General features: G+C 63.8%; 17 protein-coding genes. 8 read left to right on the top strand and 9 right to left on the bottom strand.

Annotated elements, in window-relative coordinates; genetic code table 11:
• Positions 1–185: 185 nt before the first annotated feature.
• From hemB to hemE, 7 genes are all read right to left on the bottom strand, one after another.
• Positions 186–1,187 carry a porphobilinogen synthase gene (gene hemB / locus HMPREF2894_RS00905; RefSeq protein ID WP_070677434.1) on the bottom strand — a complete coding sequence of 334 codons (1,002 nt, stop codon included), beginning with the start codon at positions 1,185–1,187 and terminating at the stop codon, positions 186–188.
• A gap of 55 nt (positions 1,188–1,242) precedes the next feature.
• Positions 1,243–2,124, bottom strand: coding sequence for a uroporphyrinogen-III synthase (locus tag HMPREF2894_RS00900; RefSeq protein WP_083309896.1), 882 nt, complete (start codon positions 2,122–2,124; stop codon positions 1,243–1,245).
• Between the two features lie 5 nt (positions 2,125–2,129).
• Positions 2,130–3,266, bottom strand: a complete 1,137-nt coding sequence (locus tag HMPREF2894_RS00895) for a hydroxymethylbilane synthase (protein ID WP_070677432.1) — start codon at positions 3,264–3,266, stop codon at positions 2,130–2,132.
• A gap of 143 nt (positions 3,267–3,409) precedes the next feature.
• Positions 3,410–4,858 (bottom strand): ferrochelatase, encoded by a 1,449-nt coding sequence (locus HMPREF2894_RS00890; protein ID WP_070677429.1) that lies wholly within the window; start codon positions 4,856–4,858, stop codon positions 3,410–3,412.
• Positions 4,855–5,676, bottom strand: a complete 822-nt coding sequence (hemQ, locus tag HMPREF2894_RS00885) for a hydrogen peroxide-dependent heme synthase (protein ID WP_070677426.1) — start codon at positions 5,674–5,676, stop codon at positions 4,855–4,857. Before hemQ ends, HMPREF2894_RS00890 begins: the two co-directional genes overlap by 4 nt.
• A 134-nt stretch (positions 5,677–5,810) precedes the next feature.
• Complete coding sequence (gene hemG, locus HMPREF2894_RS00880) at positions 5,811–7,361, bottom strand: protoporphyrinogen oxidase (protein WP_049337884.1); 1,551 nt, start codon at positions 7,359–7,361, stop codon at positions 5,811–5,813.
• A 138-nt stretch (positions 7,362–7,499) separates the two neighbouring features.
• Entirely contained in the window at positions 7,500–8,699 is a 1,200-nt protein-coding gene (gene hemE, locus HMPREF2894_RS00875) for a uroporphyrinogen decarboxylase (protein WP_070677424.1), read from the bottom strand.
• Between the two features lie 222 nt (positions 8,700–8,921).
• Between hemE and HMPREF2894_RS00870 the strand changes: the two genes are divergently transcribed.
• The 4 genes from HMPREF2894_RS00870 to HMPREF2894_RS00855 all read left to right on the top strand — a co-directional run bounded on the left by HMPREF2894_RS00870 (position 8,922) and on the right by HMPREF2894_RS00855 (position 14,083).
• Entirely contained in the window at positions 8,922–10,184 is a 1,263-nt protein-coding gene (locus tag HMPREF2894_RS00870; RefSeq protein ID WP_070677421.1) for a glutamyl-tRNA reductase, read from the top strand.
• Positions 10,185–10,384: 200 nt separating this feature from the next.
• Positions 10,385–10,612 (top strand): DUF3107 domain-containing protein, encoded by a 228-nt coding sequence (locus HMPREF2894_RS00865; protein ID WP_005505268.1) that lies wholly within the window; start codon positions 10,385–10,387, stop codon positions 10,610–10,612.
• 475 nt (positions 10,613–11,087) lie between these two features.
• Positions 11,088–12,803 carry a DEAD/DEAH box helicase gene (locus tag HMPREF2894_RS00860; protein ID WP_070677419.1) on the top strand — a complete coding sequence of 572 codons (1,716 nt, stop codon included), beginning with the start codon at positions 11,088–11,090 and terminating at the stop codon, positions 12,801–12,803.
• Between the two features lie 8 nt (positions 12,804–12,811).
• The gene (locus HMPREF2894_RS00855) at positions 12,812–14,083 is read left to right on the top strand and encodes a DNA-methyltransferase (protein ID WP_070675758.1); all 1,272 of its coding nucleotides are present in this window, start codon (positions 12,812–12,814) and stop codon (positions 14,081–14,083) included.
• Positions 14,084–14,173: 90 nt separating this feature from the next.
• Here the strand turns inward: HMPREF2894_RS00855 and HMPREF2894_RS00850 are convergent, their stop codons facing one another.
• A complete protein-coding gene (locus HMPREF2894_RS00850; RefSeq protein ID WP_083309894.1) occupies positions 14,174–15,142 on the bottom strand; it encodes a PHP domain-containing protein in 969 nt (322 codons plus the stop codon).
• Positions 15,143–15,357: 215 nt separating this feature from the next.
• On the opposite strand from HMPREF2894_RS00850, the gene HMPREF2894_RS00845 reads away from it, so the two are divergent.
• Positions 15,358–16,887, top strand: a complete 1,530-nt coding sequence (locus HMPREF2894_RS00845; protein ID WP_005508501.1) for an aminopeptidase P family protein — start codon at positions 15,358–15,360, stop codon at positions 16,885–16,887.
• A 147-nt stretch (positions 16,888–17,034) separates the two neighbouring features.
• Here the strand turns inward: HMPREF2894_RS00845 and HMPREF2894_RS00840 are convergent, their stop codons facing one another.
• Positions 17,035–18,051 carry a hypothetical protein gene (locus HMPREF2894_RS00840; RefSeq protein WP_005505251.1) on the bottom strand — a complete coding sequence of 339 codons (1,017 nt, stop codon included), beginning with the start codon at positions 18,049–18,051 and terminating at the stop codon, positions 17,035–17,037.
• A 130-nt stretch (positions 18,052–18,181) separates the two neighbouring features.
• On the opposite strand from HMPREF2894_RS00840, the gene HMPREF2894_RS00835 reads away from it, so the two are divergent.
• From HMPREF2894_RS00835 to HMPREF2894_RS00825, 3 genes are read left to right on the top strand one after another with little or no spacing between them, the layout of a single operon-like run.
• On the top strand, positions 18,182–19,510 hold the full coding sequence (locus tag HMPREF2894_RS00835) for a magnesium transporter MgtE N-terminal domain-containing protein (RefSeq protein ID WP_005508498.1): 1,329 nt from the start codon (positions 18,182–18,184) through the stop codon (positions 19,508–19,510).
• Positions 19,503–20,435: a DUF1003 domain-containing protein gene (locus tag HMPREF2894_RS00830; protein ID WP_070677416.1), complete on the top strand. Its 933-nt coding sequence runs from the start codon at positions 19,503–19,505 to the stop codon at positions 20,433–20,435. Before HMPREF2894_RS00835 ends, HMPREF2894_RS00830 begins: the two co-directional genes overlap by 8 nt.
• On the top strand, positions 20,425–21,627 hold the full coding sequence (locus tag HMPREF2894_RS00825; RefSeq protein WP_070677413.1) for a P-loop NTPase: 1,203 nt from the start codon (positions 20,425–20,427) through the stop codon (positions 21,625–21,627). The genes HMPREF2894_RS00830 and HMPREF2894_RS00825 overlap by 11 nt, the downstream gene beginning before the upstream one ends.
• Positions 21,628–21,697 lie beyond the last annotated feature (70 nt).

Below are 21,697 nucleotides of genomic sequence, written 5' to 3'. Positions count from 1 at the left end.
TCATCACCCAGTCAAAGAATTATATTTTCTCTACATAAATACAGAATATTGTCAGTTATTGTGAAATTTTTTTTATTAAAAATATTTCTTTCTTCTTCCCTTAGCTGATAAAGTTATGGGTTTAAATGGCGAGAAGCCACATGCTGCTCGTACAGCATGTGGCTTCTCAGCGTCTAGAAGGGGATTTAGGCGTCCAGCTCGCGTAGCCAGCCTGCCGCCTCGGTACCGTAATAGGTCAGGATGACATCCGCACCGGCACGATGAATCGAGCGCAGCGACTCCAGCGCCACAGCCTTACGGTCAATCCAGCCGTTCGCCGCAGCAGCCTCAATCATCGCGTACTCACCCGACACCTGATACGCCGCCACCGGCACCGGCGAAAACTCCGCCACCTCACGCACAATATCCAGGTAGCTACCGGCAGGCTTCACCATCACCATATCCGCGCCCTCCTCCAGGTCAGCACGCACCTCCAGCAGCGACTCGCGGCGGTTCGCCGGATCCTGCTGGTAGGTCTTACGGTCGCCCTTGAAGGTCGACTCTACCGCGTCACGGAACGGCCCGAAGAACGCCGAAGCGTACTTCGCCGAATACGCCAGAATCGACACATCCTCAAAGCCTGCCTCGTCCAGGGCGGCACGCATCGCCGCGATCTGGCCGTCCATCATGCCCGACGGGGACACCGTGTGCGCACCCGCACGCGCCTGCGAAACCGCCATCTTGCAGTACAGCTCCACAGTCTGATCGTTATCCACCACGAGGGTGCCGTGGCCGTCATCGACCAGCACGCCGCAGTGGCCGTGGCTCGTGAACTCGTCCAGGCAGGTGTCAGCCATGACCACCAGGTCGTCGCCGAATTCCTCACGGCACACGGCAATCGCGCGGTTCAGGATGCCCTGCGGATCCCAGGCGGTCGAGCCGACCTCGTCCTTATCCTCATCGCGGGGAATACCGAACAGGTCAATGCAACGGATGCCCGCCTCGTAGGCCTCACGCACGGCGGGAATGATGCTCTCCAGGGTGTGCTGGTACTGACCGGGCATCGAACGAATCGGCTGCGGCTCGTCGATGCCGTCGCGAACGAAGAACACCTGAATCAGCTGCGCGGGGCGCAGGGTGGTCTCAGCGACGAGGGAGCGCATAGCTGCGGTGGTGCGCAGGCGGCGCGGGCGGCGGGTGAGGTTCATGATTTCTCCTGAAAATTCTTGCGAAATAATATGAGGTCTTAGATGAGGGATGCGCCTACATGAGGGACGCGGCGGCGCGCGCCAAATCCTGCGGTGACGGTGAGTCAGCCTGCACGTAGCGCAGGTTCAGGGCGCGGCATGCGGAGGCGGTACTCGCCCCAATTGCCACCACCGGCGGCACAGATTCAGGCGATAGCGCGGGTGCGCCGTCGAGTAGGGCGTGCAGGCGGGAGGGGGCGGTCACCACCAGCACATCCGGCGAGGGGGTTTCCGGGGCGGCGGCATCTACGGCATTCCCCTGTACGAGCGCGCGGGCGGTGCTGAGGCTCAGCTCGCCGGGTGCTACCTGCTCGGCGGGCACCATGTCGTAGAGCACGCAGCGGCGGCTGTCCCAGCCCAGGTTTTTGAGGCCTTCGCGCAGGGTCGGGCGGGCGTTGGAGCCTTCCAGAACCAGCACGGCGGCGGGCTCGGTTGCAGGCTTTTCAAACTCCGCGAGCATACCCACGGCACTCTGCACTTGCGGCTGAAAATCCGTGTCCAGCCCCAGTTGACTATGCACGGCGCGGGCGGTTGCCGCACCCACGCAGGCGACGCGCACTCCCCCGCTCGCGCAGGCGCGGGCAAACTCCGCACCCCACAGCTCGGCGCAGGCGCGAACCGTGTTGGCGCTCGTGAAGCTCACCCACGCGTAGCGACCGGAGGCGAGCGCCTCCAGCGCGGCGGCGTGTTCTGCGCCCGGCTTGACGGTGCGTGCCTGCTGTAGGGATGCGAAGAGTACTCGGCACTCCCCCAGGCGGTTCTGGGCACATTCCTCTGTGAGGGCGCGTGCGAAGGCGGCGCCCTGGGCGGCGGAGCGGGTCAGCAGAACCGTGCGCGGGGTATCAATTTCCGGTGACTCAGCTTGCGCGGACTCAGCTTGCGGGCTAGCGGCAGACATGACCCCTACTTCAGGTCCAAACCGGCAAGGGCGGCGGCACCCATCTGCAGCAGGTCTTCTGCCACGCGCACGCCCAGGCGTTCGGCGCCGGGCACATCTAGTTCGGCGGTTGCGGAGGTGTGTCGCAGCATGTCGGTGCCGTCCGGGGACGCCACCACAACGCTAAGCACCAGGTCGCCCTCAACCACCTGCGCGTACGCGCCGATGGGTGCGGCGCATCCGGCTTCGAGACGGCGCAGCAGGGCACGCTCTGCGCTGACGGCGAGGCGGGTTTCGTGGTGGTTCGCGGCAAGCAGGGCGCGGCCGAGGGCACGCACCGGGCGCGCCACCTCGGCGTCGGACAGCACGGCGGGGTCCGGGTTCTCGAACTCGCTTTCGCGCACTTCCAGGGCGAGCGCGCCCTGGCCGGGGGCGGGCAGCATGCGGGTGGGGTCAAGGTACTCGGTGATGAGTTCTTCCTTGCCTAGGCGCTTGAGGCCGGAGACGGCGAGCACCACGGCGTCGCAGTCGCCGCTGCGTTCGGTGCCTACGCCGTGGTCGGCGCGTTCGGAGGTTTCAGCGTTCTGGCGGAGTACGACCTGCTTGCCGGCGTGCTCTTCCAGGCCCTTGACGCGGCCGATGCGGGTGCCCACGTTACCGCGAATGTCCACGATTTCAAGGTCGGGTCGCAGTGCACGCAGCTGAGCGGCGCGGCGGGGTGAGCCGGTGCCCACGCGGGAGCCTTCCGGCAGGGTGTCGATGGTCAGGCCGTCGCGTGCCACGAGGGCGTCGCGGGGGTCTTCACGTTTGAGGGTTGCGGCGATGACCAGGCCGGGGCAGGGTGCGGAGGGCAGGTCCTTGAGGGAGTGTACTGCCATGTCCACGCGGTTTTCTTCGGAGGCGTTCTCGCCGTCGAGCAGACGCTGGCGCAGTGCCGCGGCGAAAACGCCGGTGCCGCCGAGGGTTGCCAGGGGTCCGGTGAGCACGTCGCCTTCGGTCTTGACGGTGCGCAGGATGAAGTCCACGACCTCCGCGGCATCTGCGGTACCGTGGTGCCCCTGATGTTCGGTGTAGAGGGCGGTGACGGTTTCGGCGGCGATACGGCTTTGGGTCAGGGCGAGGGCGGACCCGCGGGTGCCCAAGATGTACTCGTGATGGCTCATATCTCTCCTTGTCGGTGATGTGTGTGATAGCCCGTAGGCGTGTCTTGCCTGTAAGTGTGTGGCTTGTAGGCAGTGCGGCTCCGACCCGCCCCGCTCACCCCGGTTATGGGGCGTTGGGGCGAGCCGGAGCTACAGAGGTGGTGTTAGTGGGAGCAGCATCCGCCGGAGCCGCATCCACCGGAGCGGCTGGCGGGTGCGTTCTCAGAAGCGCTGTCCTCAGCGCCGTCAGCATCGGCTGCGTATTCGGCGATGACCGGCTTCGGGGCACCTCGGCCGGGCTTGCAGCAGCCGGGTTCGCACTCGTCGAACCAGCCGTACTGACCGCTCGCGCTCGGGGCGAGGACGCTCTCACGTTCGGGGCGCAGGTCGGCTGAAACGCCGTTCTCCACGCGCTCCTCAATGAGGCGGCGCAGCGACTCCACGTACGCCGGATGCGTGCCGGGGGTGGGGGTGCGCACGGCGACCACGCCCAGGCGTTCGCAGGTGTCCAGCGCCTCGGTGTCCAGGTCCCACTTGACTTCCATGTGGTCGGAGACGAAGCCGAGGGGCACCAGCACGACGCCTTCCACGGGGGCTTCGCCGTCCTCCGCCGGGTTGGCGGGGGTGGGCAGCGCCTCCAGGGCGTCGTTGACGTCCGGTTCCAGCCACGGCATGGACGGCGGGCCGGAACGGGACTGGTACACCAGCTCCCATTCGACGTTCTGCAGAAGCTGCGGGGCCTCATCGCGAACCAGCGAAAGCACGGCGCGAGCGACCTGCAGGTGCTTCTCCACGTAGGCGGAGCCGCCCTCGTAGTTCACGCCGCGCGGACCTGCCTCGTTCGCCGCGGAGGTCGGCACCGAGTGGGTGCAGAACATGATGCGCAGGCGCGGGTTCAACGAACCGCTATCGCGTGCGGCAAGCTGCTCACGCACCGTGGCGAGGCCGTTCTTCAGCCCGTCAGCGAAAGCGCGGGAGAAGCCGGGCACGTCAAAGAACTGACGGATCTTGCCCACGTGCACGCGACCTTCCAGGCCGAGCTGCTCGATCGCCATGCCGTAGTCCTCACGGTACTGGCGGCAGCTCGAGTAGCCGGGGTAGGCGCTGGTCGCCAGCACGAGCACGTTGCGGTGGCCGTTCTCGTAGGCTTCGGCGAGCACGTCCTTCACGTAGGGCTTCCAGTTGCGGTTCGCCCAGGTGATCGGGATGTGCGGGCCGCGTTCAGCGAGCGCCTGCTGCAACGCGGCGAGCAGGGCACGGTTCTGCTCGTTAATCGGCGAGACGCCGCCGTTGGCGCGGTAGTGGGTGGCGACCTCTTCGAGGCGCTCATCCGGGATGCCGCGGCCAGCGGTCACGTTGCGCAGGAACGGGATGACGTCCTCCTGCCCCTCGGGGCCACCGAAGGAGGAGAGAATCACCAGGTCGTAGGGGCGTGCCTCTTCGGCACGTTCACGGGTGATGCTGCGTTCGCTTCGGTAGTCGCCGAGGATCTGCTCGTTGAGCGCGGCGGGGCCGTTGGAGGCGGTGTTCGCCGGGTCGGTGCGGTTGGGTACCACGTCGTCCGGCAGGAGCGTGCCGTTGAGGGTTACGCCGTTGTTCGGCTGATGGCTCACGCCAGAACCTCTGCTACTTCGTCTGCGCCGATGCGGCGGCCGGTGTAGAAGGGGGTTTCCTCGCGCACGTGCAGGCGTGCTTCGGTGTTGCGGAAGTGGCGCATCATGTCGACGAGGTCAACGAGTTCGGGTGCTTCGAGGGCGAGAACCCACTCGTAGTCGTTCATGCCGAAGGTTGCGACGGTGTTTGCCAGAATCTGCGGGAAGTCGATTGCCTTCATGCCGTGGTTCTTGAGCATTTCTGCGCGGCGTTCGGGGTTCATGTAGTACCAGTCGTAGGAGCGTACGAAGGGGTAGACGCAGACCCATGCTTCGGGTGCCTTGCCGCGTGCGTAGGCGGGTGCATGGTTGCGGGTGAATTCTGCTTCGCGGTGTACACCCATGGTGGACCAGACGATGGTGGTGCCTGCGAAGAGCGCGGTGCGGCGGATCTTGCGGACGGCTGCCTGCAGCTTTTCGGGGGTTGCGCCGTGGGTCCAGATCATGACGTCTGCGTTGTCGCGCATTGCGGAGACGTCGTAGATGCCGCGCAGGGTCACGCCGTCTGCTGCCAGTGCTTCAACGACCTGCTCGAATTCGGCGCGTGCCTCGTCGGTGTTGGACTCTGCGGGGCGTGCGCCGGAGCGTGCGAACACGGTGTACAGGGCGTAGTGCAGGGTTTCGCCTTCTTCGCGGCCGCGGCGGTTCTCGTCAGCTGCGGAGTGCTGGACTGCGTAGCCCTTGGGTGCGCCGCCGTAGCCGTGGCCTGCGTGGGTGTAGCCGCCCTGACCTGCGCCGTGTGCGCCGCCGTGGCCGTGTGCTGCGTGATCGTGAGACATTGTGTGTTCCTTTCTTCAGCGAGGGTTCGCTGTGCTGGAGGCGCGGCTTCCGTAGCTGCGCGTTTTCTCAATTTTTTGGTCTAGTTACTGGCTGAGCTGAGTTATTGGCTGAGCTTCTGCCGCCGCTGCGCCGTCTACTTGGCGGTTGCGGCCTTGGGTGCGGTGACGCCTTCCCAGTCCTGTGCCGCGTGGTAGATGAGGCGGTCCATCTGCTCGTAGGTGTCTTTGACGGTTAAGACCAGGCCGGAGCCTGCCGCCCAGGAGCCGACGGTGCTGAGGGTTCCGAGTTCGCTAGCGCGTTCACGGAATTCCTTGACTCGGTCGCGGTGGCCGGGGGTGGAGGCGGGCAGTACGCCGCGCCAGCGTACGACGTCCGCGTCAACGAGGTTGCTGCGGGTGAGGGCTACATCCATCATGCGGGTGGCGTCGCGCAGGGCGAGGGTGATGAGCTGTTCGTCGGCGAGCGCCACTTCTGAGAAGCGGGCGTCTTCGCCGCCGCGGCCGTAGGAGAGGCGCACGACGTGGCGTCCGGGGCCTGCTGCCTCGGCGACCCACTGCCATTTGGCGGTGGCGTGGGTGAGTGCCTTGGCGCGTACGGCGGTGGCTTCTTCGGAGACGAGCAGGCCGGTGCCGCGGGGGTGCTTGTCCAGGGCGGGGGCATCAACGACGAGGGTGACGAGGGCGACTTCGGGGCCGGGTTCCAGGGCGGGTAGTGCGGTGGAGACGTGCGGTCCGATGAGTCGTGCCACGGTCGGGCCGTCGGTGGCGAGCACCAGGTAGTCGGCGTAGAGGGGGGTGTTTTCGCCGTCGGTGGTGTGGCGCTGGATGATGAACCACTGGCCGGTGGATTCGTCGCGGTCAACGGCGATGACGTCGAATCCGGTGACGATGCGAACGCCGGCGGCGTACAGGTCTTCGACGAGACGCTCGGAGAGCTGGTTCATGCCGCCCACGATACCGGCGACCTGTGAGCCTGCGGGGGCTGCCGAACGGAAAGCGTGCGCTGCGGCGGAGAGGGAGCGGTGCTTGCGGAAGGCTTCGCGCAGACCGGGGATGGTGGCGTCCACGTCGAGCTTGTCGGGGTGGGTGGAGTACACGCCGGAGACTACGGGTGCGACGAGGTTGTCGAGCACTTTCTGGCCCATGCGGATGCGCACGAGCTCACCGAGGGTCTTCGCGTTCTCGCCTGCGGAGACGGGCAGGAACTTGTCCACCTGGGCGCGGCGCAGACCGTTCTTACCGATAACGGGGATCAGCGACTTATCGTTCACATTGCCGGGGATACCCATGATGCCGGTGCTGGGGGTGCGGCGGGCGCCCTGCGGCAGGTACAGCCAGGAGCCGTAGGAGTTGGGGGTGACGATCTGGTCGCCCAGGCCGAGTTCCTTGACGAGGTCGCTGACAATGGGGCTGCGGGTTGCGAAGGATTCTGCGCCGGAGTCCAGCAGAAGGCCGCCAACTTCGTGGGCACCAACGGCACCGCCAAGGTGGTGACGCTGTTCGAGCAGGGTGACGCGCATACCGGCTGCGGCGAGGCGGCGTGCGGAGATCAGGCCGGAGGGGCCGCCGCCGATGACGATGGCGGTGGGTGCCTTCTCGTTGCGGGTGAAAGCTCGTGCGTTCTGGGGCGCGGCGGAGGAACTGACCTGTGCGGTGCGGTGCGGTGCCTGGTTGGTGTGGCCCATGGTGGTTCTCCTTTGGTCTGCGTGCAGTGGAGTTGCCCATTGCGGTAACGGGTGTGGTGGTTGGTTCGGGGTGCAGATGTTCGGTGCAGATGCCGGAGGGTGTCCAGCATCTGCGCTGTCTATTTATCGTTATTTATCCTATGCCTGCGCGGTGCGTTCGTGGATATATGCCACGAGGTCGGTGAGCACCTGCGGGTCGGTGGTCGGGGGTACGCCGTGGCCGAGGTTGACCACGTGCGAGGGGGCGGCGTTGCCTTCTGCGAGGACCTCGTCTACGTGTGCGTAGAGGTTTTCGCTGCCTGCGGCGAGCAGTGCCGGGTCGATGTTGCCCTGCAGGGGTACGGCGCCGTTGAGCAGGGTGTTCGCTGCCGAGAGCGGCAGGCGGTAGTCCACGCCGATGACGTCTGCGCCGGCTTCGTGCATGGCGGGCAGCAGGGCGGTGGTGCCGGTGCCGAAGTGGATGCGCGGCACGCCGTATTCGCGCACCATATCGAGAGCAGTTGCGGAGTGCGCCTGCACGTAGCGGCGGTAGTCGCTTTCGCCGAGGGAACCAGCCCAGGAATCAAAGAGTTGCACGGCGGATGCGCCCGCCTCGATCTGCGCACGGAGGAACTGGCCTGCGGTGCGGGCTGCCCATTCGGCGAGTTCGTGCCAGGCGGCGGGGTCGGCGTGCATCATGGTGCGCGGGCGCAGGTGGTCGCGGGAGGGGCCGCCTTCGACCATGTATGCGGCGACGGTGAAGGGGGCTCCAGCGAAGCCGATGAGCGGGGTGTCGCCGAGCATTTCGACGGTTGCGGCGACGGCTTCGCGGATGGGGTCGAGGTCGCTGTCTTTGAGTTCGGGCAGGGCGCGCACCTCGTCGAGGGTGCGTACGGGCTGGTCGAGGACCGGGCCCCTACCGGGCACGATGTCGACGTTGACGCCCGCGAGCTTCATGGGGATGACGATGTCGGAGAAGAAGATGCCGGCGTCGACCTTGTGGCGGCGGACGGGCTGCACGGTGATTTCTGCGGCGAGCTCGGGGGTGAGGCATGCGTCAAGCATGGGGATGCCTTCGCGTACCTGGCGGTATTCGGGTAGGGAGCGGCCTGCCTGGCGCATGAACCAGACGGGTCGGTGGCTGGAGGGGCGGCCGGTGAGGGCGCGGAGCATGGGCGAGTCGGCGGTAGTGCCTGCGCGCAGGGGGTGGTTGGCGGGTAGGTGTGCGAGCTGCTCGTCGGTGAGCAGGGGTCGCTGGGCGTCAGTGGGGTGTGCGGGCAGGGAAGGTGCCTGTGCGGTGCCCTGTGCCGACGCGGGGCCCTTTTCCGATGCGGGGGTGGTGTGCTGGTTTTCGCTCATAGTCTCTAGTGTGACAGGTTTATGTGGGCGTTTTTGCGACACTATGTCATGGTGACTCTTACCTAATGATGGCTTTCTTAGCGGTGAGGGACGCCTTAGTTCGTGCCTACTCTTCGTGCCCGCATCCCCCACCGCGCAGATTTTCTTGCCCCCTACGATGATGGAACTTAGGTTCTATGAGCTTTACAGGGGCTTAGTCGGCGTGGTTATGATTAGTCTCTAGTGAGTACTTATGCATTTGTGGCATCGCACCACACCGTTGATTTGACCACCGTCGCTGCGTTGAGCGCCGGTGCCTCTGGCGTACCCGATGTTCTGGCGGCGGATATCGCACGTCAACTCGGTGTTAAGGGTGCAGTAGTTCTTGCCACCTGTAACCGTCTTGAAATGTATGTTCAGCTGCACGTCTCTGCGCATGTGCACATGGTTCGTGAGCTGATTGTTAATTCGATTGCGCAAACCTCCGGCCTGGACAAGGAACTGGTCAATTCCAGCTTCGATGTGTACGCAGACGAGGAGGCGGCGCGCCACCTGCTGACGGTCGCCTCCGGCCTGGAGTCTGCCGTGGTTGGCGAGCGTGAAATCGCCGGTCAGGTACGCCGCGCCCTGGCTGCCGCGCAGGCGAAGGCTCAGGAGGAGGGCGTGGCTCTTCCCGGTGAGCTGGTGCAGCTGTTTGAGCATGCGGCGCATACGGCTCGTCAGGTAGGTCAGCACACGGCGCTTGGCGCCCAGGGCCGCTCGATTGTGTCTGTTGCCCTGGATCTTGCGGATGAGGTTGCCGAGAAGGACTGGTCGACCCGACGCGCCCTGATTTTTGGTACGGGCGCTTACGCGGGTGCAACCATTGCGGCGCTGCGCGAGCGCGGTTGCACCGATATTTGGGTCAATTCCCGTTCGGGTCGTGCCGCCGAGTTCGCGGCAAAGCGCGAGGTTTCTGCGGTGCCGGTGGACGGCATGGAGCAGGCCATGGCTTCTGCCGATGTCATTATTGGCTGCTCCGGCGGATCCGACCCGCTGCTTCCCGAGCAGATTCCGGGCGGCCACCACACGATCCTCGACCTGGCGCTTTCGCGTGACTTTGACCCCTCGGTCGCTGACCTGCCGAATGTTGAGCTGATTACCCTCGAGTCGGTGCGCCTTGCCGCCCCCGAGGAGACCGAGGAATCCGTGGCGACGGCTACGCGCATTGTGGAGTCTGAGCTGGCGGCGTTTGTGTCTCGTCAGCGTTCCCGCACGATTGACTCCGCGATTGTTGCGCTGCGTTCGCACACTATGGATGTGCTGGATTCTGAGCTGGAGAAGGTACGTAACCAGTTTGGTTGCGGTGCGGCGACGGAGCAGTTCGAGCTGGCGATGCGCCGCATGGTGAAGTCCCTGCTGCACACCCCGACGGTGCGCGCCAAGAAGCTGGCGTCGGAGGGCCGCGCAGAGGATTACGTGCAGGCGTTGGAGACTCTCTACGGTATTCAGGTGGAGGACTCTTAAGAGCTTCTTCTCCCCCGCTCTTCCCGGCGTTTTCACGTAGGTTTTCGCGCATCCGGCGGCGAGTATTTTATTAGCCCCCGGCGAAGTACCGCCCGTTCACGGTGCCGATGGGCGCATTCACGCTAGAGTAGATGCTAGATAAGACAGTTCCCCTACCCGGCGCACGTTTAGTTGCGCCGGACTATTCTGCGAGGAGACTCATGGAAATCAAGATTGGCATTCGCCACATCGCCCGCGAAATCGTTGTTGAGACCAGTGAGGCTAAGGAAATCCTCATGGAAAAGGTCTCGAAGGCTATTGAGGATGGCTCGCTGCTGCAGATTATGGATGATAAGGGCAACACCACCCTGATTTCTGGCGCTCAGATTGGCTACGTTGAGCTGGGTTCCGACGCTAAGCGTCACGTTGGTTTCGGTATCGGCGCCTAATTAGTTCGGTAGCTGTTTACCCTTTAGCTTGAGCTTTCCCCCGCATCCGTCACGATGCGTAACCGCGCTTTATGCGCCACGTGGTTACGCCGTGCCGAATGCGGGGGTTTGCGTTTTAAACCGCCCGCACAAAAACCTCGCGGTACCCGGTTTTGAGGCGGTATATCGCCCATCACGGGCGCACACCACAACCGGTCGGGGGTGCGCCGAAAGCAAATCCAGGTTAATATTGAGGGGTTAAGTGAATGACCGGTCGTACCCCTTTCAAGACCCCGAGGCTGCACCTCATCATGAATGAACCATGAGTATTAATCATGCGTGCAGGCGGCGTCTCGGTAAGAATTTCCCGTGTAAGAATTTCCCGCGGCCGGCTTTCGACGCCCGCCCGTCACCGCCTCCACCATTGGGGCGCTGGCTGGTACACCCCGTTTCGGGGAGAAACACACCCCGAGCAGGGGTAGAAAGATACGGTCCAGTGACTGAAACGAACACGCAGGAAACCACTCAGACTGCAAAGTCCTTCGCCGACTTCGGCGTTCGCCAGGATATTAGCGACGCCCTCGCGGCGGTTGGCATTACCTCCCCCTTCCCCATCCAGGAGCTGACTCTTCCCGTGGCTCTGTCTGGCCAGGACATCATTGGTCAGGCAAAGACCGGTACCGGTAAGACCCTCGGCTTCGGTCTGCCCACCATTCAGCGTGTGGTCGGCCGCGACGATGAGGGTTGGGCTGATTTGGAGTACCCCGGTGCACCTCAGGCACTGATTCTGGTTCCGACCCGTGAGCTTGCTATTCAGGTGGGTGAGGACCTGGCGATTGCCGCGAAGCTGCGCAACGCCCGCGTCGCCACCCTGTACGGTGGTGTGCCGATTGAGCCTCAGGCTGAGCTGCTGCGCCGCGGCCTGGAGGTTGCGGTGGGCACCCCCGGCCGCATTATCGACCTGTACCAGCAGGGCTTCCTGAACCTGAAGCAGGTTAAGATTGTGGTCCTCGATGAGGCAGACGAGATGCTGGATTTGGGTTTCCAGCCGTCGGTTGAGAAGATCCTCAGCTACCTGCCGGAGGACCGCCAGAGCATGCTGTTCTCCGCAACCATGCCCGGCCCGGTCATTGCAATGGCACGCCAGTACATGACCAAGCCCATGCGCATTAGCGCCGCTGACCCCGAGGACGCCTCGAAGACTAAGGCGTCGATCCGCCAGGTCGTCTACCGTGCGCACCACCTGGACAAGGACGAGATGATTGGCCGCATTCTGCGCGCTACCGGCCGCGGCCGCACCGTCATCTTCACCAAGACCAAGCGTGACGCTGCCCGCGTGGCGGAGGAGCTGGTGAACCGTGGCTTCGCTGCCGCTCCCCTGCACGGTGACCTGAACCAGGTTGCGCGTGAGCAGGCGCTGAAGGCGTTCCGCACCGGCAAGGTCGACATTCTGGTTGCGACCGACGTGGCGGCTCGCGGTATTGACGTTGAAGACGTGACCCACGTGATTAACCACCGCGTGCCCGAGGATGAGAAGACTTACCTGCACCGTACCGGCCGTACCGGTCGTGCCGGCAATGAGGGTACCGCCGTGACCCTGGTTGACTGGGATGACCTGCCGCGCTGGAAGGTCATTAACGACGCCCTGGAGCTGGGTGTTCCTGAGCCGGTTGAGACGTACTCTTCCTCTGAGCACCTGTTCCATGACCTGAACATTCCGGCTGGCACTAAGGGCCGCCTGCCGCGCGAGGAGCGTGTGGCTGAGGGTATGGGCGACGAGTTCTTTGAGAGCGCCCGTGACTCTCGTGATGGCCGTCCGGCTCGTTCTCGCGGTGGCCGCGATGGTGGCCGTTCTGGCGGTCGTGACGGTGAGAAGGGTTCGCGCCGTTCCCGCGGCGGCCGTGACGGTGGCCGTGAGGGTCGTTCCGGTGAGGGCCGCGGCGAGCGCCGTAGCCGCTCCGAGGGCCGCAAGCGCGCTGAGCGTTCTTCTGAGCGTGCGGAGCGTAACGAGCAGGGCGCATCCGAGCGTACCGAACGTTCTTCGGAGCGTTCTGAGCGTGCGCCTCGTCAGCGTCGCCGTACCCGCCGCGTTGAGGGTCAGCCCGTGGAGGGTGAGGGTCGCCGCCGTACCCGCCGCCGCTCTGAGGGCTCGCGTGCTGAGGGTTCTCGCGGTAAGGGCCGTGGCGCTGACCGTGCTGGTTCTGAAGGCTAGGGCCGGGGTTGGGTATTTCAGCATCCCCGGCGCCTGCCGTGCCCTCCCCTGCCGCTGAGGCGAACCGCACGGATTCGACGGTTTTCGATCCGCAGGGCCCCTCGCTGCTGGTGCAGGCAGATAACCTGGAGTATCTGCGTGAGCTGCCCGATGGTGCGTTCACCGTGATTTACATTGACCCGCCGTTCAATACGGGTAAGAAGCAGACGCGCCGCACGTTGAGCGCGGAGGCTTCTGAGAAGGGTGACCGCACCGGTTTTAAGGGCAAGAGCTATTCGAGCACCCTGCAGACTCTGGCGAGCTATAACGACTCGTTCGAGGATTATTGGGCGTTCCTAGCGCCGCGTATTGAGCAGGCGCATCGTCTGCTCGCGCAGGACGGCACCCTGTACCTGCACCTGGATTGGCGTGAGGTTCATTATGTGAAGATTATGTGCGACATGATTTTTGGTCGTGAGAACTTCATTAATGAGCTGATTTGGGCTTACGACTACGGTGCGAAGTCTACGCGCCGCTGGCCGACGAAGCACGACAATATTTTGGTGTACGCGAAGGATCACCGCAGCTATTACTTCAATACTGCGGAGGTTGATCGTGAACCGTATATGGCTCCCGGTTTGGTGACTGAGGAGAAGGCTTCTCGCGGTAAGCTCCCTACTGATGTGTGGTGGCATACTATTGTGTCGCCTACGGGTAAGGAGAAGACGGGTTATCCCACGCAGAAGCCTACGGGTTTGTTGCGTCGCATGATTGCGGCGAGTTCCCGCCCGGGTGATTGGGTGTTGGATTTCTTCGCTGGTTCTGGTTCTACGGGTGCGGCGGCGGCTCAGCTGGGTCGTAAGTTCGTGTGTGTGGATCAGAATCCGCCGGCTATTGAGGTGATGGCTAAGCGCCTGGGTGTGGATCCGGTGTCGTTCGCTGAGTATCGCGGTGTGCCGCGTGGGGCGAGTGTGCTGTTCACGCCGAAGCGTACGGTGGGTGTTCGTGGCGGCACAAGTCGTGATGCGTTGACGGCGGCGAGTCGTCATGCGCTAAAGGCTGTGTTGGATACGCTCACGGAGACTACGCAGCCGGTTGAGGGTGCGTCCTGCCGGTTTGTGCGTCATCGGTCGATGGATGCGGTGGATAAGAAGATGCGTATTGATGGCCGTGATGAGTTGCGTCGTCAGCGTCAGCATCAGGCGCGGGCTAAGGCTCGTGCGGCGCGGGCGGCTGCTCAGATGGATGCGGCGGCTGCGGGTGCGGTGTTGCAGCATCATGCGTCGCGTGAGAGCGTCTAGGCTGTCTTGTCTGCGCGTTCGTGAGAGCACGTGTTAAGAGTGTGGGGCGGGTTCCTTTACCGGGAACCCGCCCCACACTCTTTCGTCTTACTACTGGGCCGCCAGCTGCTCGCGGATACGCGCCACCGTCACCGCATCCGTCGTATTCTCACCCAGCAGGTTCGGCTTACCCGCACCGTGATAATCACTCGAACCCGTCACCAGCACCTCACGGCCCGCCGCACGCTGACGCTCAATGAACTCCAGCAGACGCGCCCGGTCCTCCGGGGAGTTCTCACGGTGATACACCTCCACGCCCGCCAGGCCAGCATCCACCATCAAACCCAGGTACTCCAGGCTCAACGCGGGTCCACGCATCGTACTCATCGGATGCGCAATCACCGGCACGCCCCCAGCCTCACGCACCAGACGCACCGCCTCCAACGGGTCCAGCGCATCCTGCGGCACATAGTAGGGGCTGCCCGTGTACAGCAGCTTCGCAAAAGCCTCAGAACGGTCAGCAACCACACCGGCAGCAACCAGCGCATCAGCAATATGGGGGCGGCCCACCGCCGTGTTCCCCTCCCCCACCTGCGCCAACACATCATCCCAGGTCAGCGGGTAGTCGGCGGCAAGACGGCCCACAATAGCCTGCGCACGGCCCGCACGGCTGGCGCGAATCGCCTCCACACTGCGCGCCAACTCCGAACCCACCGGGTCAAAACCATAAGCGAGCAGATGAATAGTCTTCGTGCGTGCGCGGCCCTCACCGTCGGTGTACCGGTAACGGCAAGAGAACTCGGCACCCGGCAGAAAATCCAGACCGTACTCACCCGCCAGCTGAGCAGCCTGCGCCCAACCAGCCGTCGTATCGTGATCAGTCAGCGCAAACCCAGCCAACCCGGCGCGAGCAATCAGCGGCACCAGCTCGGTCAGACTCTGCGTGCCGTCAGAAATAGCGGAGTGAATATGCAGATCGTAACGCCCGGCACGGTTCAGGTTTTCAGGCGCGCCCGATTCAGCCGGCTGCGGCGCCTGCTGCGCATTAGGTGCACTATTTCGGTGTTCTGTCTGCGTCATATTCTCTCCTTCCCCGCCCCTGCTAGTTCGTCGCCACCTCAGCGGGGTTTTAAGGCATGTCATCTACTCTTCTGATTCAACCCTACCAATATCGGCGGCGCAATATCAGGCACCCGGTCGCAGGTTAAAGATATATTCTGCCCCACCGCGCCCCTCTTATGGTCAAAAGCGCTAAAACACCTGCCCACCTGTGGTGAAGGAGATATGATTAACCCATGACTGAGAACAACGAGAAGAGCACCGAAGCTCAGAAGAACGACCACCGCAGCACCCCTAAGGCGTCTGCGTTCACCGAATTCATTGCTAAGGACTGGGCCAAGGCCGAAGATGACGGCTACACCCGCGAGCCCGTAGCAGACTACGCAGCTGAGCGCCGCGCCAAGATCTCCAAGGCATTCCCCGGCGAGCGCCTCGTCCTGCCTGCAGGCCCGCTGAAGGTCCGCTCCAACGACTGCGACTACCGCTTCCGCCCCCACTCGGCGTTTGCGCACCAGACCGGCCTGGGCATCGACCACGAGCCTGACGCCGTGCTGATCTTCGAGCCCGTCGAAGAGGGTACCGGCGACAACGGCTCCAACCACGAGGTCACCCTGTACTTCCGCCCGCTGGCTGGCCGCGACACCACCGAGTTCTACGCGGATGCACGCTACGGCGAGTTCTGGGTTGGTCCCCGCCCCACCCTGAAGGAATTCTCCGAGCGCTTCGGTCTGCGTACCCGCGACCTGTCCGAGCTTGAGGTTGCTATCACCAAGAACGCCGGTAACCAGGGCCTGGGCGGCGTGAACATCCGCCTGGTCCGCAACGTTGACCCGGCTGTTGACGCGCTGGTTGACACCTCCCGCTACAACACCGGCGTGGAGCTGGAGCAGGCTGACAAGCTGGACTCCGAGCTGGCTGTGGCTCTCTCCGAGGCTCGCCTGATTAAGGACGCTATCGAGGTTGAGAACCTGCAGCGTTCCGTTGACATGACCGTCAAGGGCTTCGAAGAGGTCATTCGTGCACTGCCGAAGGCTAAGGAGCACCACCGCGGTGAGCGCGTCGTTGAGACTGCGTTCTTCTCCGTGGCACGTACCGACGGTAACGACCTGGGCTACGACACCATCGCAGCGTGCGGTAACAACGCAACCATCCTGCACTGGATCCGTAACAACGGCACCGTCGATGACGGCAAGCTGCTGCTGCTGGACGCAGGCGTTGAGGACGACACCCTGTACACCGCAGACGTGACCCGCACCTTCCCCGTGAACGGTAAGTTCACCGAGGTTCAGGCGAAGGTCTACAACGCTGTGCTGGATGCCGCTGACGCCGCATTCGCTGTGGCTAAGCCGGGTACCAAGTTCTACGAGATTCACGAAGCTGCCATGAACGTTCTGGCGCACCGTCTGGAAGAGTGGGGCCTGCTGCCGGTTTCCGCTGATGTTTCGCTCACCGTTGAGGGCGGTCAGCACCGCCGCTGGATGCCGCACGGCACCAGCCACCACCTGGGTCTGGACGTGCACGACTGCGCGCAGGCAAAGGCTGAGCTGTACATGTGGGCTGAGCTGGAGCCGGGCATGGTCTTCACCATTGAGCCGGCCCTGTACTTCAAGGACGAGGACCTGTCGGTTCCCGAGGAGTACCGCGGTATCGGTATCCGCCTGGAGGACGACGTGCTCTGCACCGAGGACGGCAACGTGAACCTCTCCGCTGCACTGCCCCGCACCGTTGAGGGCATTGAGGAGTGGATGGCGAAGCTGGCGAAGTAACGTCTAGCTCCCAGTTACGTTAGTAACGTTTTATAGGGAAAGCCCCTCACCGATTCGTTCGGTGAGGGGCTTTCGCGTGTCTTCTAAGTGCTGTCTTCTATGCCGGTTTCCCGCCGTTGTGGGTGGCTACCGCCATTGCAGGTTCGGTTATTCGGAGTCCTGCGAGGAGTTATCGTGCGAGGACTTATCGTGCAGACCCTGCGGGCGCGGGGTCGGACGCTGCGGCTTGGGCTGAATCAGCTTCGCGTATTCTTCCGGGTCGTCCACGCGCAGACCGTACCGCTGTGCCGGGCGCTTCTGCGGCTCCGACTTCTGTGCATCCGACTTCAGGGCGGTCGCCGGTTCAGTGGTTGCCGGCTCCTGGATAGCAGGCTGAGAAGGCTGAGCGGGCTGAACGGTCTGCGTAGGCTGGGTGGGCGCGGGCATGTTCTGCGCCGCGCTCTGAGCCACCGCGTTCTGCGCGGTCGCATCACGCTCGGGCAGGTTCTGGTTCGGCGCCGGCTGGCTACCCGCCTGCGCACGGTACGAGGGAGCCTTCGGGGCGCCGGTCGGAACCGGTGCGCCATTCATCGAGACGGTACTCTGAGCGGCACGCGCCTGCGAAGCCTCCGGGGCTGCCGCCGCACGAGCAGCCGCAACCGCCGCCGAGAAGCGAGGGTGCGCACCCAGCACGCGGCGCGCATCCTGAGCGTACTCCGGCAGAGCGTACATCACGGTACGCGAGGGGATCGCCTCGGTACGCATCGGGTAACGAACACCGCGATTACGACGAAGAATATACATCTGCCACAGCACAAACACAGCCACCGACAGCGGCACGTACCTTAGCGCCACCGACGTAAAAGAGTCACCGGTCAGAGTCAACAGCACCGAAAACACCAGGCCCATCGACGCGCCCTGAATCGCCGCAGAAATCAGGGCACGACCATAACCGGGCTGTACCGGGTACTCCACCTGGCGGATACCGTCATTGACCAGGTACAGCGCCGTGACCGGGTAATCCTGCTCGCTGAGCACATCGAAAGCGGCGAGCGCATCATCGTGACGAACGAAGGAGGCGATCGCCTCACCGGCGGGCAGGGGCTTGCCCTGAGCCTGCGCCAGGCGCGAGGCCAAGTACGAAGAAGGCGGGGTCGAGGGAATATTCGGCAGGTTAGAAGTCATGGCTCCTATTCTACCGCCCGCCCTAACCCTGGACCCGGTGGGCAGTCAGCTCCTCTACAGGCGTAGCGAACACCTGTTCAATTAGGCTTCTCAAAGTGCGAATCCCCGCGGTGGAGCGTACCCTAGAGAGGTGAGCAATTCGAAGTTCAGCACCCCCAGCAAGATTTACATTGCCCGCCTTCTGGGCCTCGACGTTTTTGACCCCTTCGGTGACCGCCTCGGCCGTCTCCGAGATGTCGTCGTGCTCAAACGCGGCCTGGGCGCCTCCATTGCGGGCGCCCGCCCCGCCAAGGGCAGCGAACCCATTGTTGTCGGCATCATCGTTGAGGTGCTCGGCAAGAAACGCGTATTCATGCCTATGACCCGTGTGCGAAGTATCGACGCTTCACAGATTATTTCGACCGGCCTGGTGAACCTGCGCCGCTTTGAACAGCGCAACTCTGAGACTCTCATCGTGGGTGAGCTCTTTGACCGCCGCGTGCGTCTGCTCGACGGCAGCGGCGACGCCGTCATTGAGGACGTCGCCATTGAGCAGCGCCGCAACGGCGACTGGGGCGTGACCGAGCTGTTCGTTTCCCGCGTCAGCTCCTCCTCCAGCACGTGGCGCCGCCGCTCTAAGGAGACCCTCATCGTCGACTGGGACGAGGCGGTGCTCTCCACCGACGTGGAACCGCAGGCGGCAACCGCGTTCGTGGCGAACCACGAGAACTCCAAGCCCGCCGACCTTGCGGACGCTATCCACGAGATGAGCGATAAGCGCATGGTCGAAATCGCCGCCGAGCTGCAGGATGAACGCCTCGCGGACGTTCTGCAGGAGCTGCCCGCCGAGGACCAGGTGCAGATTCTGTCGCACCTGGACGACGAGCGTGCCGCGCAGGTCCTCGAAGAGATGGAACCGGACGACGCCGCCGACCTTCTCATCGAGCTGGACGACGCCCAGCGTGAAAAGCTGCTCGAACTCATGGAACCCGACGAAGCAGACGACGTGCGTCGACTGCTCGAATATGACGAGGGTACCGCTGGTTCGCTCATGAACCCGGTGCCGATCATCCTCTCCCCGGAGGCGACCGTTGCGGAGGCGCTCGCGCACATCCGCGCCGAGGAGATCCCTCCGGCGATGGCGGCTGCCGTCATGGTGACCCGCCCGCCCCTGGAAACGCCGACCGGCAAGTACCTGGGTCTGGTGCACATGCAGAAGTTGCTGCGTGTGCCGCCGAGTGAGCCGATTGGTCACATCCTCGATACCGACACTGAGCCTGTCTCTGACCAGGCAAGTTTGGAAGAGCTGGCACGCGTGCTGGCGACCTATGACCTGACCATCGTTCCCATTGTGAACGAATCGCACCGCCTGGTAGGCGCAGTGACCATCGACGACGTGCTCGATGCGCTCCTGCCCGAAGACTGGCGCACTTACGATGATGGAACTCCCGTACGAAAGGTAGGACGACGCTTTGCCTGATTCGAACCGCCGCGACGCAAACCGTACCGAAGAGAACCCCCGCATCGATAAGGCGCGCATCCTCAAGGACCGCCTGGAGAAGAAGTACGCTGAACGCAACCGCGAGCGCGGCGACTCCCGCCCGCAGCGTAGCGACTCGCAGCTGAGCACCCCCGGCACCCGCAAGCCGAAGCTGTTCTCAAGCCCCAACCCGGACGCTTTCGGCCGCATGACCGAGGGTTTTGCGCGCTACATGGGTACCCCGCAGTTCCTGATGTGGATGACCATTTTCTGTGGCGTGTGGCTGGCGTGGAACTCCCTGGCGCCGGAGGAGATGCAGTTCGACCCGCGTAGCCTGAACTTCACCCTGCTGACCCTGATGCTGTCCCTGCAGGCTTCTTACGCTGCTCCCCTGCTGCTGTTGGCGCAGAACCGTCAGGATGACCGCGACCGCGTGGTGGCCTCTGAGGACCGTAAGCGTGACCAGCAGAACCTGGAGGAGACCCAGTACCTGACCCGCGAGATTGCTTCGCTGCGTATTGCTCTGCGTGAGGTTGCGACCCGTGACTTCGTTCGTAGCGAGCTGCGTGACATTCTTGAGGAGCTGCAGAACATTGCGCAGGAGCAGGAGCGTCACGCCGAGCAGCTGCAGGACATCAGTGAGGACATTGAGGACCTGGAGGAGGCTATCGACGATATCGATATCTCCGAGGGCGAGGAAAAGGACGCTGAGGAGCAGGAGGCTGAGGAGCAGGGCACTGAGGGAAAGAGCTCTGAAGGCACCGAGAACGGTACCGAGAAGTCTTCTGACAAGGCTGAACGCTCTGCGAAGGACTCCCCACAGGATTCCCACCGAGGCGATTTGAGCCAGCCTCAGAGCCGCGAATCCCAGCAGGCACAGCAGCAGGCAGAGCGCACCCGTGAGGGAGGCGCCCGTGACCGCTAATTCACCCCTGCAGGATGCGCTCTACGCGGCACTCGCCCGCGTCGAGGACCCCGAACTGCGCCGCCCCATTACGGAGCTGGGCATGGTGGAGACTGCGCTCGTGCATCCTGAACTGGATGAGCACGGTGAGCCGATTCCCGGCCGTCACTGGGCTGAGGTCACGGTGCTACTCACCATTGAGGGTTGCCCGCTGAAGAACACCATCGAGCAGCAGGTTCGTGACGCCGCCGCCACCGTTGAGGGTATTGAGCGTGTGCAGCTGCAGGTGGGTGCGATGAACCCGCAGCAGCGTTCCGCCCTGCGTTCGATGCTCAAGCCGGAGCGTTCCAACCCGTTTACCGCGCCCGGTTCGCTGACCCGCGTGTTCGGCGTGGTGTCCGGTAAGGGCGGTGTGGGTAAGTCCTCCATGACCGCGAACCTTGCCGCCGCGTTCGCTTCGCGCGGGCTTGCGGTGGGCATTATTGACGCGGATGTGCACGGCTTCTCCATTCCGGGTCTGCTGGGTATTACCGACGCCCCGACCCGCCTGGATGACCTGATTCTTCCGCCGACCGTGGATGTGCCCGCCCCCGCCCAGCGTTGGGGTGAGCAGAAGGTCAGCGGCGGCTTTATTCGCGTGATTTCTATCGGTATGTTCCTCAAGGGCAACGAGCCGGTGGCGTGGCGCGGCCCCATGCTGCACCGTGCCCTGGAGCAGTTCATCATGGACGTGCACTTCGGCGCCCTGGATGTGCTGCTGCTCGATTTGCCGCCCGGCACCGGCGATATTGCCATCTCCATGGCTCAGCTGCTACCGAATGCGGAGCTGGTACTCATTTCCACCCCGCAGCACGCCGCGGTGGATGTGGCGGAGCGTGCCGGTACCCTGAGCTTGCAGACCGGTCAGAAGGTCGTGGGTGTGGTGGAGAACATGGCTGCCATGACTCTGCCGGACGGTACCGTGCTCGACATGTTCGGTTCTGGCGGCGGTCAGGTGCTCGCTGAGCGTCTTTCGGAGGCGCTCTCCTACCCGGTACCGCTGCTCGGTTCCGTCCCGCTGGATGTGAACCTGCGTACCGGCGGTGACGATGGCATGCCTGTCGTGTGGGGTTACCCCGACTCCGCCACCGCCGAAGAGATTCAGTCCATCGCCTCGCAGCTGTTGCAGTCGGGCGAGTCGCGGGCGGGTCAAAGCCTGCCGCTCTTCGTATAGAGATCTAGCCGTCTAGAAGCTGACGGCAAAAGCTGAGAACAGAAAGAACCCCGCACCATCACGGTGCGGG

Origin of the sequence: Rothia sp. HMSC066G02 (genome assembly GCF_001813145.1) — a bacterium.
Classification (GTDB): domain Bacteria; phylum Actinomycetota; class Actinomycetes; order Actinomycetales; family Micrococcaceae; genus Rothia.
This window is presented reverse-complemented; position numbering and strand designations above follow the sequence as displayed.